At 61.2% G+C, this 14,483-nt stretch carries 11 protein-coding genes and 3 pseudogenes; 6 read left to right on the top strand and 8 right to left on the bottom strand.

Annotated features, from left to right (window positions below):
* The 4 genes from ACYPYD_RS19115 to ACYPYD_RS19100 form a co-directional block, all read right to left on the bottom strand.
* A partial coding sequence (locus ACYPYD_RS19115; RefSeq protein ID WP_459664871.1) for an ATP-binding protein occupies positions 1-788 on the bottom strand: 788 nt, incomplete at its 3' end.
* A 666-nt stretch (positions 789-1,454) separates the two neighbouring features.
* Positions 1,455-1,727 carry a hypothetical protein gene (locus ACYPYD_RS19110; RefSeq protein WP_459664869.1) on the bottom strand — a complete coding sequence of 91 codons (273 nt, stop codon included), beginning with the start codon at positions 1,725-1,727 and terminating at the stop codon, positions 1,455-1,457.
* Entirely contained in the window at positions 1,724-1,990 is a 267-nt protein-coding gene (locus ACYPYD_RS19105) for a hypothetical protein (protein ID WP_459664868.1), read from the bottom strand. Before ACYPYD_RS19105 ends, ACYPYD_RS19110 begins: the two co-directional genes overlap by 4 nt.
* Positions 1,991-2,346: 356 nt before the next feature.
* The gene (locus tag ACYPYD_RS19100; protein WP_459664866.1) at positions 2,347-2,721 is read right to left on the bottom strand and encodes a thermonuclease family protein; all 375 of its coding nucleotides are present in this window, start codon (positions 2,719-2,721) and stop codon (positions 2,347-2,349) included.
* Between the two features lie 521 nt (positions 2,722-3,242).
* Between ACYPYD_RS19100 and ACYPYD_RS19095 the strand changes: the two are divergent.
* Positions 3,243-3,599: pseudogene (locus tag ACYPYD_RS19095) on the top strand (ArdC-like ssDNA-binding domain-containing protein); the annotation flags it as partial.
* A gap of 2 nt (positions 3,600-3,601) precedes the next feature.
* On the opposite strand, the pseudogene ACYPYD_RS19090 reads toward ACYPYD_RS19095, so the two are convergent.
* The 4 genes and pseudogenes from ACYPYD_RS19090 to ACYPYD_RS19075 all read right to left on the bottom strand — a co-directional run.
* A pseudogene (locus ACYPYD_RS19090) lies at positions 3,602-4,177 on the bottom strand (cytochrome ubiquinol oxidase subunit I); the annotation flags it as partial.
* 98 nt (positions 4,178-4,275) lie between these two features.
* A complete protein-coding gene (locus tag ACYPYD_RS19085; RefSeq protein WP_459664864.1) occupies positions 4,276-5,664 on the bottom strand; it encodes an aminotransferase-like domain-containing protein in 1,389 nt (462 codons plus the stop codon).
* Positions 5,665-5,701: 37 nt separating this feature from the next.
* Complete coding sequence (locus ACYPYD_RS19080; protein ID WP_459664862.1) at positions 5,702-6,070, bottom strand: hypothetical protein; 369 nt, start codon at positions 6,068-6,070, stop codon at positions 5,702-5,704.
* Positions 6,042-6,470 (bottom strand): DUF983 domain-containing protein, encoded by a 429-nt coding sequence (locus tag ACYPYD_RS19075; RefSeq protein ID WP_459664861.1) that lies wholly within the window; start codon positions 6,468-6,470, stop codon positions 6,042-6,044. Before ACYPYD_RS19075 ends, ACYPYD_RS19080 begins: the two co-directional genes overlap by 29 nt.
* A gap of 416 nt (positions 6,471-6,886) precedes the next feature.
* Here ACYPYD_RS19075 and ACYPYD_RS19070 point away from each other — a divergent pair.
* The 5 genes and pseudogenes from ACYPYD_RS19070 to ACYPYD_RS19050 form a co-directional block, all read left to right on the top strand.
* A pseudogene (locus ACYPYD_RS19070) lies at positions 6,887-7,900 on the top strand (IS110 family RNA-guided transposase).
* Between the two features lie 683 nt (positions 7,901-8,583).
* The gene (locus ACYPYD_RS19065; RefSeq protein WP_459664860.1) at positions 8,584-9,060 is read left to right on the top strand and encodes a hypothetical protein; all 477 of its coding nucleotides are present in this window, start codon (positions 8,584-8,586) and stop codon (positions 9,058-9,060) included.
* A gap of 114 nt (positions 9,061-9,174) precedes the next feature.
* Positions 9,175-11,712, top strand: a complete 2,538-nt coding sequence (locus ACYPYD_RS19060; RefSeq protein WP_459664873.1) for a TonB-dependent receptor — start codon at positions 9,175-9,177, stop codon at positions 11,710-11,712.
* A 5-nt stretch (positions 11,713-11,717) separates the two neighbouring features.
* Positions 11,718-12,821: a glycerophosphodiester phosphodiesterase gene (locus tag ACYPYD_RS19055; protein WP_459664859.1), complete on the top strand. Its 1,104-nt coding sequence runs from the start codon at positions 11,718-11,720 to the stop codon at positions 12,819-12,821.
* Between the two features lie 665 nt (positions 12,822-13,486).
* Positions 13,487-14,483, top strand: a 997-nt coding sequence (locus ACYPYD_RS19050; RefSeq protein ID WP_459664857.1) for an MFS transporter, incomplete at its 3' end; no start/stop codon positions are given.

Here is a 14,483-nt window from a genome sequence, read left to right as displayed (position 1 = left end):
GCCGGCTTGTCGAACTGCCCCGCCACGCTGCGATAGAAGTCGGCATACTCATCCTCGCTGATGTCCGACTTCGACCTGGCCCACAGCGCTGCGCCGTCGGCAAGCTGCCGAGCTTCTTCCTCACTCCCGGTTTCCTCCACGAATATCGGCACCGGGACATGGCCCGACTGAGCCTTGACGATCCGTTCGATGGTGTAGAGCTCGGCATAGCTTCTCGCTTCGTCGAGCAAGGTCAGCGTTACCCTCGTTCCCCGCAAGGGAGCGGCAGCGGGATCGACCTGAGCTATGGTGTAAGTGCCCGAACCATCGGATGCCCAGCTCGCCGCCTCGTCCTCACCCGCGCGGCGGGAGACGACCTCGACTTTGCCCGCGACCATGAAGGCCGAGTAGAAGCCCACGCCGAACTGGCCGATGAGCTGCTGTCCCTCGCCGTTCTTGTCGGCGGCGAGCCTGTCCATGAACGCCTTCGTCCCCGACCGGGCAATGGTGCCCAGGGTTTCAGCCATGTCGATCGCGGACATACCGATGCCATTGTCCGTGACGGTGAGCGTTCCGGCGTCCTTGTCCAGCGTCACGGTGACGCGCGGCTGGGCGTCGTCGCCAAGCAGTTCGGGCCGGGAGATCGCTTCGTAGCGCAGCTTCTCGCAGGCATCGGCAGCGTTGGAGATAAGCTCGCGCAGGAACACGTCCCGGTCCGAATAGACCGAATGGACCATCATGTGCAGGAGCTTGGAAACATCGGCCTCGAAGGCGCGGGTCTCAGGGGCGGCAAACGTCTCGGTCGTCATCGTCTCTTCGGCTCACATGTTTCGGACTTACGCCAGCCAGATGGATCGGAACGTTTCCACGTTCAAGAGGGCCGACTCTCGGATAGGCGGGTGAGGACTGGCAGCCCCGCCCATTTGATTTAGGAGGCTCGCATCAGCGCGCCCAACTGTTTTCGCAGAGACGGTCCCTCCAAATGAGAATCGACATTGGTGAAGCCCTCTTTCGCAAGTGCGATAGCCAGGCTTTGCAGGTTCTTACAGCTGCCTTCTCGAGCGATCTCGAAAGCGCGCTCCATAATCGGACGTCCAGTTATCAAGCAATCCTCCCGTTCCCAATTCGTGCATCGTCACCCTTCATCAAGGTGACGAAAAAATGAGGCCTGGCCGGTGTAGAAGATACATCCCGCGACCAGGCCCCAGGGAATCTCCAGTTGCGGGTTAGGTCAACCAGGATGAGGGTATGTGATAAAGGCAGACCGGCAAGAACGGTTGCTGCGATCTGAAAATATTCTCCGCCCAGGTAGTATCCAAACCTTGGTGGTCTCGATGCTGATAAAGTGGCCCGGCGCTAGCTTGCGGAACGTGCGCCGGGCCCAGGTTTTCACGTCAACCATGACTGTTCCTCAGGATAGGAACGTCTGGGGGATCCGCCTGGTTTACGTGGTTCATGCCCCGATCGGCGGAGGCTCAAAAATGCGTAAGGGATAGCTGCAGTTGATCGTCCTGTTTCGGCTCGGTGTTGGCCAACCGTGCGATCCTCGCCGCATCAGACAGGTCGTTGTCCTCGATGCAGACAAGATCGCGCGTGATCTCCACCTTCTCCCGCAGGCGCTGCAGAACGGCGGGAAAAATGTCGCGCAGCTGGCGGCAGTCCTCATGCGTGGCGTCGGCCCTATCGGCTTGGTCGAAGCGGTGCTGAGCCAGCGCGATTAAGGCATCGTCGGCTATCGGGCCGGTCACCAGGATACCCAATCCATCTCGGCGTCGTCGACCGCTTCGAACATTTCTGGATCCGCGCCGGTGTCTCCCAGGCGCTTGCGGACCGCATCGGGGTTGCCGTCCTTCGGGAACCCACGATCCGATTTTGCGATGGAGGCGAGTTGGCCAATGAAGCCGCCTCGCTCGGACTGTTCCAATACCCAGCGCCCGAAAGGCAAGGATTTCGAACTGGTCTCATAGCCTCCGAGGTCAAGCGGACCATCCATCTTCGATAGTGCATGCATCGCAGAATCACTCCTTGGTGGAATGACACAATGTTATATGTTCCGCATTTGTTCTGAAATCCGTTATGGGACGGTTATGGGAACGAAACGGTTCGAGACAGTCTCCGCCTAGTCGGAATGGGGCTGCGACATCGCGGTCGCGTGTCGCGGTGGACACCAGGCGCGGCTGAGGTGCAAGCCTGCGGTAGCCGCGAAGTGCAGCGCAGCCCATCTCCCTCGGCCGCGACACCCGATTTGTATCGGCGTACAGATTTCGTGCCTCTGCCACCTGGAAATCGAGAACATCGTCAGGCAGTTTCGCTTCCTCGGGCTGATATGAGTTCGTATCGAGGGTAAGGACAGGCAGCCGTCCTCGGTTACTCGCCCCAGCGCCGCGCCAACCCTCGCCTGATCAGGTATTCGCCCGCGTCGCGGTCGTTGACATAGATATTTGCCAGCGTGCGGCCATAGCGGTCCTTCCCGAAGCGCTCGATGGAAACGCGCCCCGTCAGCAGGAACGACTGCAGGGCGTCCCGGCTGGCCGCACCTTTCGCAAAATCGCACCAGGCTGGATTCTTCGAGCCGGCGAGGCGCTGCCGCTGGGCTGGCTCGCACCGAGGCGAGTCCTGCACCTCTGGCGCGTCGATCGACTGGAGGCGCACCTTCTCGCCGGTGCAGAGCCGAATGGTGTCGCCGTCATGCACCGTCGCGATGCAAAGGCCGGAGGCGAGCAGCAGGGGAATGGCGATCATGCCCGATCCCATGCACGCCATCGCGTCATCGTGCCAGCCGAGATGGAACCAGCTACGATGACAATCCCGAAGGTTCACGCCTTCATCTGATCCCTGCGGAATTGTGTGGTTGCAGCGATCCCTTGAGAACCGAGAGACCCGGAGGGGCGCCTCGCTGTGCGAGCGCGCTCTCACGTCGCCGACCTTGCAGGCCAGCGCCGCCGAGCCCTGCAAGACAGGTCTCGGCCATCCGGTTTCGATCGCTGGCGCGTGCGGCAGGCGGGCCTGCCTGATACAGGCGCGCGCTGCGCGACGCGGCGTTGGGCGTTGGTCCTTCCCTTCGAGCGGAGGTGGGCTTTCGTCGCCGTCCTGGGCCCGCGCGCGGCCCATGCAAATGCCGGCAGGCCGGCATTCCTCCACGTGCGTTGCGGCCCTTCGGGTGCATGAACCGCTCATGCGCGGACCCTGTGCGTCTCCTCGCCGCCCACCCCCGCTCCTGCGGGGGACCAATGCTGGATTGGGGCGGTGTCAGGAGGCAAGGCATGGTTTCCCGTTCCCCGCGCAGCGCTGGCGGCAGACAGCGCAAGGCATCCCGCCGCGTGTCACCGCAGGCCGAGCGGTCCAATCTCTACGATACGGTCACAGCCAAGATCATCGCCCAGCTCGAGGAAGGGCGGCTGCCGTGGGTGCAGCCTTGGGGCAGGGTGGATGGAGTGCCGGGCTGCCCGGCGCTTCCTCGCAATGCCCTGACCGGGCGGCAGTACTCCGGGATCAACATCCTGCTCCTGTGGGGAGAGGGGATCGCGGGCGGCTATTCCTCGCAGCGCTGGCTGACCTTCCGGCAGGCACTGGAGGCAGGCGGGCATGTCCGCAAGGGCGAGCAGGGGACCATGGTGGTCTAGGCCGCGAGCACGACGTGCGCGAGCCGATAGGGAAAGCTCGGATTGAAAATGATGGGCAGCCAGGAGCCGGCAGGGACGAACTGGCCCTGGGCGTTGATCGCAAAGCCTGTCGGGGTCTGCATCCAGCTGTTGGTGCTGATGATCCAGGTGGCCGAGATGAACGTCCCAAGCGCCACCATGCAGGTTGCGAAGAAGTGCAGCCGAGGGCCGACCTTGTTGATGCCAAACAGCATCACCCCGAGGAAGCCCGCTTCCAGGAAGAAAGCCGTCAGCACCTCGTAGGCCATGAGCGGACCGATCACCGGCCCGGCCTTATCGGAGAAGACCGACCAGTTGCTCCCGAACTGATAGGACATCACGATTCCGGAGACGACGCCCATGCCGAAGGCTACGGCGAAGATTTTCAGCCAGTAGCGATACAGGTTGGCGTAAACGCCCCGTCCCGCCTTCAACCACAGACCTTCCAGCACCATCAGGAAGCTAGCGAGACCGATCGAAAACGAAGGGAAGATGAAATGAAACGAAACCGTGAATGCAAATTGCACCCGGGCCAAAAGTAGTGCTTCGTCGCCCATAAGAGCTCCGAAATGGGCATCACAGGCGCAGCAAACCATCACGACAACGCGCAAATGCGCTGTTGCGTGCCCGGAAAGCAGCACTCTAATGCGTTATGTTAAACTAGGCTTACCTTTCGGGGAGCCTGAGGACTTACAAGGGCCGAAAGCAGCTGAAGACCGCGCTGCAACCGCTCTCGCGATAGACTTCCACCAATCGAGACTCGCAGCGCCGCTGCTTGTGCCATCGCGCGATCGACCGCGAATGCCTCGCTCGGAATGGCTGAAAGTCCATGCTGACGCAGCGCGTCAGCAATGTGGCGAACGTCGAGATCGGTAGGGACGGTTATCCATAGATGATAGCCACAGTCCATTGCGCGGAACGTCCCAGGGGCGAGAAACTCGCGAGCAAGATCTTGACGTGAAGCGGCTTCGTCCCGGACCTCGCCGACAAGCCGCTCGAAGAGGTCCGAGCGCAGCCATTCAGCAACGATCGCGGCATTGAGTGGCGGCGCCATGATGGCGGTTTCGTGCATATCGGCAGCCAGACGCCACGCCCCGGCGACGTCAGGAGCGCGCAGCCAGGCTACACGTAGTCCGGGCGCAAGCACCTTCGATACACTCGCGATATACCAGGCGTTTGTCGGTGCGAGCGATGCGACAGGTGCCAAGGGTTGAGCGGGAAGGAAGCCGTAGGCGTCGTCCTCGATCAATAGGATCCCATGCTTCGTGATGACCTGTGCGATCGCCATACGCCTGTCGGAAGGCATAGTGATGGCAGTAGGGTTGTCATTGGTGGGAACGAGGTAGACGCCTCGCACCTCCGCTGCCGAGCATGCTTCATCCAAAGCGCGTGGAAGCATCCCGTCGTCATCGCTCGCTACAGGAACCAATTCGATGCCGAACCTGCGAGCAAGTGCGAGCAGACCGGGATAGGCGTAAGGGGCCACTGCCAGCCTGTCACCGACATTGAGCTCAGCGCTGAATATAGCATGGAGGGCATTCTGGCCGCCAGCGGCCACCAGCACGCTGTCCTCGGAGCAAGGAATGCCGCGTGCCGCTAGCATATCCGAACCCGCCTTTCGCACCGATGCGGCACCGCCGCTGCGCTGATACTGAAACGGCAATCCGCCGTGCTCCGGGCTCAGCAAAGCGGAGGCGCAGTCACGGAAAGCCGCTGCCAGAGTTCCGCCGAAATCTTCGGGCGGAGCGTTCATTCCTGTGTCGCCCGCATCCTCAATCTGCATGCTCGACACCACTGAAGGCTTTGCACGCACGAAGCTGCCACGACGGCCGCTACCTTCCACAAATCCAAGGCGCTGGGCTTCACCGTAGGCGCGCGTAATGGTCGTGAGATCCAAACCCAATGCCTCGGCTAGAGCCCGCTGAGGGGGCAATCGATCACCCACGCGCAACTTTCCGGTCTCGATGTCTCGTGCAATCGCACTTGCGATCGCGAGATACTTCGGCCCAGTTGCCGTGGTCAGATCGGGATTCCAGTATTGCATGATGACCTTCTAGAAACGTTTGATGCCGTTCGCGCTATCAGTCTCGGTGATAGAAGGCCGGGCGACCGGCAAGGACATTCCTCGCCATTTCCCCGCCATCGTATACCGCGAGCGGTAAACCCGAACCGACCCCCTCCCAAAAACCAGGATCGGCATACTGACGAAGAGCAACCTCGTATCGATCAAGGCGCACTGTTTCCTGTTCCAGAAAGGCAGCGGCAGTCTTAATTTCAGGGAAATCGTCAGCCTTGCCCTCTCGGATCATGCCGGAAAGGTCCGGACGATTGATTGCATCGTAAAGGTCCGAGACGAGCTGCGCAGCAAGATTGACACCTCGGCCTTTGCCGGTTGCTGTTGACGCCACCGATCCACTCATATCACTTTTCCTCATCTTCAGCTCGGGCATGTAGCTGCGCCCAAAGGTTCTCGGTCCCGGCTTCCTGCGCCTTGTTCACGTACTGCGACGCGACAAGCCAGCCTTTGATGTACTGCAAGGGCAATACACAGCCGACCGTCATCAATGGTGCGGACGTGATAAGGTGCACCCAGATAGGTGGCTCAAAAGCGACCTGAAGCCAGACGACGAAGAACGTCAGCGGGAATGCGACAATACACAGCGAGAAAAACGCTGGCCCATCGTCAGGCGCGGCGAAGTTATAGTTGAGACCACAATTGGGGCACTTGGTCTGTAGCTTCAGCCATTTGCGGAACATGGACGCTTCGCCGCATTTGGGGCAAAGCCCTTTCAGGCCGCAGTGAAAAATCCAGCGCCCTTTATTGTCAGGGGCATGGTCATGATTCAACATCGCACAAAACCTCTACGGGCTTGATGATTCTGTCTTGCATATACCTTGGATTATGAATCCATGCAATAACCATGCAATAAATGGAAAAAGGAGGCCTTTTTCTTAGATCTGCAAATGTTTTGACGTGAATGTCGTTTAACTCCGCCCAAAGAGCGGGTTGGGTCAATGGCTGCGGCGCCATAATGTATGGGCTGAAATCCATACATAATATGCCGTCAGTCGGCTTGAGGCGCTTTTAGCTCGACCCGATTTGCGTCAGTGTCACGAATATAGGTCGACGGCCCTGTTCCTTGAGCGACGTATCGATCCTGAGCCGGCAACTCTAACTCGACCTGAACTGATGCGGTGGATGCCTCCCTTCACCGGGCATCGTATGATGCTCAATGGCGCCATGACGGTGCCCGAAGGAGGAGCATATGGCGAATGCACACATGCTGTCGATCGACCTCGCGAAGCGCAGCTTCCAAGTCTGCGCGACTGATCGAGCAGGGTCGGTTCTATATAACCGGACGATCTCCCGATCTAAGCTGGAGGCACTACTCAAGGAGCATCCCTGCTGTATCGTTGCTATGGAAGCGTGCGCGACGAGCCATTTCTGGGGCAGATTTGCCGGCGCAGAAGGTCATGAGGTTCGGCTGATCCCGCCAATCTACGTGAAACCTTTCGTGAAGCGGCAGAAGAACGACGCGGCAGACGCGGCGGCCATTGCCGAAGCTGCCGTGCGCCCGAACCTGAATTTCGTTGCGGTCAAAAGCGCGGAGCATCAAGCGAGAGCTGTGGCCTATCGCACTCATCAGTGTTTTGTGAGCCAGCGGACGCAGACTATCAACGCGCTACGAGGACACTTGGCTGAGTTCGGCCTGGTATTCCCCCAAGGAGTTCCTCATCTGAAGGAAATCCGCGCAGCCATGGACGACGAGGATGTCGACGTGCCTCCCAGTATCCGGGGGATCGCAGGCCTCTAACTCGAGCACATCGACACCCTGTCCGCGAAGATTGACGAGCTTTCACTCAGACTACGGGAAGCCATCGCGGTCAGCGTCGAGCTTCGCCGCCTGTGCACGGTGCCGGGCGTTGGCCCAGTGACCGCCGGTGCGATCATGGCGTTTGCACCAGATCTGCGGACGTTCGCCAGCGGCAGAAACTTCGCGGCATGGCTCGGCCTGGTGCCGAAGCAGCGATCAACGGGCGGAAAATCCCGCCTCGGGTCCATGAGCAAAATGGGTCAAAGCGACATTCGCAAACTTCTCGTCGTCGGAGCGATGAGCAGGATACGATGGATCGTGCGCAAAGGCGTTCTCCCCGATAACTGGCTGGGCCGCATGATGGCTCGCCGACCCAGGATGGTGGTCGCCGTAGCATTGGCGAACAAAATGGCGCGGGCAATTTGGGCGATGATGACCCGCGAAGAAGATTACCGTTTGGCGTGATGGCGTAACTGCCATAGCGCTCGGGGCCTCGGTCCCGACAAGGAGATCGACTGATACTATGCGGCAAGGACTTCAATGTTCACGATACGGCTAACCAGTCCCGGTGCCCGAGCAAACCGAGCTCGCTGAACCGATGTGGCCCGCATCGTTCGAACTGCATAACGGCCCGTGGCGTCAGCAAGCCACATCAGAGGCCTGACACACGACCGATGAAGCGCTCTGCCGAGCAAAGTCAGAAAATCACCTTGCAATCTGGGAGGCATCCACACACGACCCTGCTCGATCAGTCGCGCAGACTTGGAAGCTGCGCTTCGCGAGGTCGATCGACAGCATGTGTGCATTCGCCATATGCTCCTCCTTCGGGCACCGTCATGGCGCCATTGAGCATCATACGATGCCCGGTGAAGGGAGGCATCCACCGCATCAGTTCAACCTCATGGCTGTTAAGGTGGTTACGAGTGACCGCTTCTGGGAGCTGCATCCGAGGAGTTAAGTGACGGGGATGGGCGCGCTGCGGTCGGCAGCTGCCAACCAACTATTGCCATTCCGGTCAGTTCGCGGGAACGACGCTAATGCCAATATCGACTTGAATGTGATTGCATTGCGTCCGGCCGTATCAACGCCAAATTCCAGGCGCTCGGTTCCTTCGACATTTACCGGCCGAAGCCGACATCGCACATCACGTGGCGGTGCTCGAATTGAAGGATCAGCAGGTGATCGCGACGCTAAAGGCGGGGCCGCGCTTTCTGGGCCATGATGCAATTGGACCGTTTCCGTTCAATACTCGCTTCATCCTGAGCGGCTTCCTGCTGGAGGGCGCATCGTGTGTTGACGAACGCGTTGGTCAAAACGTCCTTTTGCAGTCGACGGATGCACTCCACTTTGTCCCGGAGGTCATATTCCCCGAGCCAGCGGTCGATCGCTTTTTTCTACTCGAGAAGGAAGGCGTACGCCTTGACGGCTCAATGCTTTCCACATCACGGATGAAGGGCCTCATTAGGGGCCATGGCCTTATACTGATTGGACACTCAAGCCACTTTGATGGCCGTTGCCGTCGAACCCGGGACGACCCTCGGGATCATCTCCCCACCTGGAAACACCGGTACTGCGCGGATCAAGCGCTCAACCTCCGACAGAATTCATTACGACATCAAACTTAAGTCAAACCGTCACGATCCTCGCTTAACGGCGCTCTGTGCGGATGCGGTCCCGCAGATGAGGAACATAACCGTATGTCTGGATTTCGATCTCTGGCGCATAGCGCTCGCTTGGCGATGCTGGCCGGCACGGCTCTCGCCCTTTGCACGGCGTCGCAGGCAATAGCGGGTGAGGAAGGCGCGCTGCCCGATACCGCTGCTGCGAGCGATGCCGCCGGCGAGGGTTCGATCATCGTCACTGGCGCCAAGTCCACCCGTTCTGCCACGGCGATTTCGGAAGCCGAAATCCAGAAGATCCTGCCCGGCGTCTCGCCCCTGAAGGCGATCCAGACCCTGCCGGGCGTCCTATACATCACGGCCGATCCCTGGGGCAACAACGAGCAGAACGCGCAGATCTTCATTCACGGGTTCGCCGGCAACCAGCTCGGCTACACCATGGATGGGATCCCGCTGGGCGACCAGAGCTACGGCAACTACAACGGTCTCTCCCCGCAGCGCGCGGTCATTTCAGAGAATGTGGGCCGGGTGGTCGTGGCTACCGGAGCCGGCGATCTTGCGACGCCTTCGAACAGCAATCTGGGCGGTACGGTCGAGACCTTCTCGTCCGACCCTCTCGATCGGTTCAGCATTCGCGGCGCCCAGACCGTGGGCAGCTACGACACCTCGCGCACCTACCTGCGCGTGGACAGCGGCGACATCGGCGGCGGGAATTCGGGCTATATCTCGGGTGTGCGCCAGAGGGCGCGGGCCTGGGACTTCAACGGCATCCAGAAGGGCTGGCAGGCCAACGCGAAGTTCGTGCATGATGCTGATGCCGGCAAGCTAACGCTGTATTTCGACTACAACGACATGACGCAGCCCAACGAGGATGCGACCGTGTTCTTCAAACCTTCCGCAGGCGGCACGGCGACCCCGGCGCAGCTGTTCACGCCCTACACGAAGCCGTTCTTTTATCCCAATTTCGACGGCTACCGCACGGGCTACCTGACCGCGCTGGGCAACTCCCCGGCCGCCGACGGCAGCAACTATCGCAATTATTACTCGGATGCCCAGCGCACCGACTATCTCGGCTACGTACGCTATGATGCGAATCTGTCCGACAAGATCACCTGGTCGACCACGGGCTATTATCACCACAACGACGGCGCCGGCGTCGTCGCCGGCCCGCTAGGCCAGTCGATCACGACGGCTCAGGCCTATCTCGATCCCAACTATGCCAATCTGCCGACCAATTGCCGGTTCACCGCCAATAACAACGGCGTCCGCCCGTCTGCCTGCACCGCGCTGACCAATGCCCAGGCCGCAGCATCCGGCGCCGCGTTGGTGGCGGCGACCGGCGGCTCGGGCATGATCACCCGCACCACCGAATACCGCATTGACCGTGAAGGCCTGATCACGGCGATGAATATGGAACTGGGCGCCCATAGGATCGAATTCGGCGGCTGGTTCGAGCACAACAGCACCACGCAGTGGCGCCGTTGGTACGCGGTGCCCGTCTCGGACCCGGCCCTGAGCACGCCCTACGTCCGCCCCGGCGACGTCTTGGATCCGCTGTTCACGCAGTATCAGGGCGAGGCGCGGATCAAGCAGCTTCAGCTCCACATCCAGGACACCTGGCAGGCGACGGACCGGCTGCTCGTCCAGGGCGGGTTCAAGACCAGCGCGCAGTGGGCGAGCGGCCGCTTCCCGGTGCAGCCGCGCGTCGGCTCGCTGGGCGGTACCACCGCGCTGCCCGAAGGCAAGATCAACACGAAGAACTGGTTCCTGCCGGCGTTCGGGGCGACTTATGACTTCAACGGCCACGAGCAGGTCTACTTCAACGTCCAGAAGAACCTGCGCCAATACCAGGCCTATCTCGCCGGAGGCGGCGGTCCCTGGTTCACCGGCAGCCAGGCGGCTTTCGATGCCTTTGCCGACGAAGGCAAGCCCGAGACCAGCTGGACCTACGAGGCAGGCCTGCGCACGAGCCGCACGTTCTCCAACGGCTTCGCGATCCAGGCGCAGGTCAACTACTATCACGTCGATTTCAGCAATCGCCTACTCGCCATCCCGACCAATCCGGGCGGTATCGCGGGAAGCGGCATCACCGGCGGTACCTCAACACTGGTCAATGTCGGCGATGTGAAGACGGACGGCGTGGACGCGGCGATCACGCTTCGCGCCGGGCGCGTTTTCTCGCTTTACAATGCGGTGTCCTACAACCTCTCCAAGTACCAGAACGACTACACCTCGACCGCGCTGGGCATCGGCGCCGCTACCGACACCTGCATCGGCGGCTTCGTGGTCACGGGCGGGATCGTGCCGACCTGCGACAAGCAGTTGCCCGGCACGCCGAAGTGGATGAACAAGACGGTCGCGACTCTCAACATCGGTCCGATCGAAGTGCAGGCCACCGGAGACTATGTCGGCCGCCGCTTCGCCACTTTCACTAACGATACCAGCGTTTCCTCGTATTTCCTGACCTCGCTGCGCGTAGCCGCAAAGGTCCCGGATGACGTCCTGCCGCTGCAAAAGGTTGAACTCGCGCTCAACGTCACCAACCTCACCGACAAGAAGGGCGTATCGACGTTGTCGATCGGATCGGCCACGAACAGCTACTCGGCCTATCCGATCGCGCCGCGCCAGTGGTTCCTGACCCTGTCGGCGGCCTATTGAGTCCGATGTTCTCGAGACGCACCACCCTGATCGGCGGCGCAGCCCTCACTTGCGCCGCCGCCTTTCCGGCAAGCGCTGTGCCAAAGCGCAAGGCACCGCCGCTGGTAATCGGACACCGCGGCGCTTCGGCGCTGCGGCCCGAACACACGCTCGCCTCCTATGCCAAGGCGATCGAAGACGGCGCTGATTTCATCGAGCCCGACCTGGTGGCTACGAAGGACGGCGTTCTTGTCGCCCGGCACGAAAACAACATTGCCGAAACCACCGACGTCGAAGCGCGGCCGCAGTTCGCCAGCCGCCGCGCAACCAAAATTATCGACGGCCAAAAGGTAAGCGGCTGGTTCACCGAGGACTTCACCCTCGTTGAGCTCAAGCAGTTGCGTGCGCGCGAAAGGCTGAAGGCCATGCGGCCCGAAAGCCAGGCCTACGACGGTGCCTTCCAAGTCGTCACCTTCGAGGAAATCGTCGATTTCACGGCCGCCGAAGCAGCAGCGCGAGGGCGCCCGATCGGGCTGATCCCTGAAATCAAGCACAGTACCTACTTCGCCGGCATCGGCCTTCCGCTGGAGCCGCGCCTGCTGGAGATGATCGGTCTTGGCGGCTACCTGCGCCGAGCGCCGCTCGTCATTCAGTCGTTTGAGGTCGGCAATCTGAAAGCGCTGCGTCCAAAACTGGCGGGCATGGCCAACGTTCAACTCATGCAGTTGATCGACGCCCCGCAGAACGCCCCGTATGATCTCGTCGCGGCCGGGCTCCGGCGGACTTACGCGGATATGCTGACGCCAGCCGGTCTCGCCGAAATCGCCACTTATGCCAATTGGCTATCACCCCCGGTCCGCGCCTACATCCCGCTCGACGCCGCGGGCCGGCTGGGCGCCTCGACAGGTCTAGCCGCAGCCGCGCATCGGGCTGGCCTGCTGGCCGGCACCTGGACTTTCCGGCCGGAGAACCGTTTCCTCGCCGCCGATTTCCGTGACGCTGCCGGCGACGCCGCCCGCAATCCGGCTGGCAGCATCGCGGAAATCCGGTTGTATCTGGCCGAGGGATTGGACGGATTCTTCACCGACGACCCTAAGCTGGGGCGTGAGGCTGTCCAGCAAGTTACGTGAGTGCGGTCGTGCTGGGCGGCTCCCATGCGCAGGCCGAACAGCTTCAGGGGCCCGCTCAACTGGTTGGCCATGGCTGTCCAAGCTGTGATCAACTGCGTCCAGATGCGCAGGGCTGCCCTTTCGATGTGCGTTGCTGATGCCTTCATGTCGATGCGCTTGTAACCAGCCAGTGCGGGCCAGCTGCGCGAGCCCTTCTGCATCGTGGACGTTTACCCGCGCGGAAAGGACGCGCGTGGCATGCCGCGCACAGATGCACTCGACCGCGACGCCCCGTTCAGCCAGACCATGGTAAAGGAACGTCGAAAGCGGACCTGTCTCCAGCACCACGCGTACGAGATCGACGCAATGACGGCTTAGCCATTTGCCCAGGGCATCGGGATCGCTCGCCACAACATCGCGCCGCAACACCTTGCCCTTGGCATCAACCACGCAGATATGCCTCGTTTTATCATCCACATCCAACCCTGCATAAATCGACATTGGTCTCTTTGCTGCATTGACGCACCAAGGCGAGTTCGTACCAAGCACGAGGGTGGCTAAATCAATTACGGGGTGCCCCAACTTTCGCCGTTTGCGCGCCAGTCCACAAATGACCGCTCCTGCCGGTATCCGTCACGCCGGTGTAAATCCGAAAGCATGAAGGCTTTCGGGGACGCGGGTTATGGGTGGGCGCAAAAGACCGCCGGCTCATCATCGCCAACTCGCATTCGCCGAAGAACGCCCATGTAACCAAACCGTCATCAGGTAAGCCTATGCGGCGCTATGCTCCGGCGGACATCCAAGCGCAGCGCGGTGAGGCCGTTTTGAGCTCGTCGCGGGCACGCTACCTCTTTGGCCATTTTTCAAAGAGCATGCTGTGGCACACCAGCTGCTGGCTTTTCGCCTTCCATCTGACCGAGCAGTGCGATATTCCGCCGTTGACCATGTCGCTGGTGCTGGGAATCGCGCTGGGTTGCAACGCCATCATCGATGCAGTGACGGGGTATTGGCTGAAACGGAACGCCAATGCCGCGCGCATCGCCAACCGCTATCAACTGCTGGGGGCATCGATCGCCGGCGGGGCGTTCGTGGCCTTCGCGGGTTGCAGTCTCGTGCAGAACGAGTGGCGCTTCGCATGCGCCCTTGGCTCGCTGACCCTCTTCCGGTGCACTTATCCGTTGCTCGACGTGGCCCAAAATGCCCTGGGCGCCCGGATCGCCACCAGCGGGGCGGAACGGCGGCGGGTCGTTGCGCAGCGGCACGTCGCTTCGGGGATCGCCGGAATATGCGTGGCATTCGGCATCGCGCCGATCCTGATCGCCGGCGGCGCGGATGCGCCGGCGAAGTTCGTGTTGGCTGCGGCTATCACGGCCGCCATGGCTTGGATCGGCGCCGCCATCCAGCCAGACCTCGATGTCGTGCCGGTAACCACGATCGGTGGCGCTGAGCTGATCGAGGCCGGTTCCGTCGATTATAAACAAGCCCTGATGTTGATATGCGTCGCTGGGCTTGCAGGCACTGCGTTCAGCAAGCTGCTTCCCTATTTCCTGGCGTTCTCGTCGCCCTTCGTGCAGGCGGCACCGCTGCTGGGCTGGGTGGCGATCGGTACATGCTCCAGCCAGTTCGTCTGGCTTGCGGTGCGGGCGCGGTATTCGGAAAATCTGCTGGGCCTTATCGCCTGCG

The organism is Novosphingobium sp. 11B (assembly GCF_054589055.1).
The sequence above is the reverse complement of the archived record's forward strand: the minus strand, read 5'-3'. Positions and strand labels throughout refer to the sequence as shown.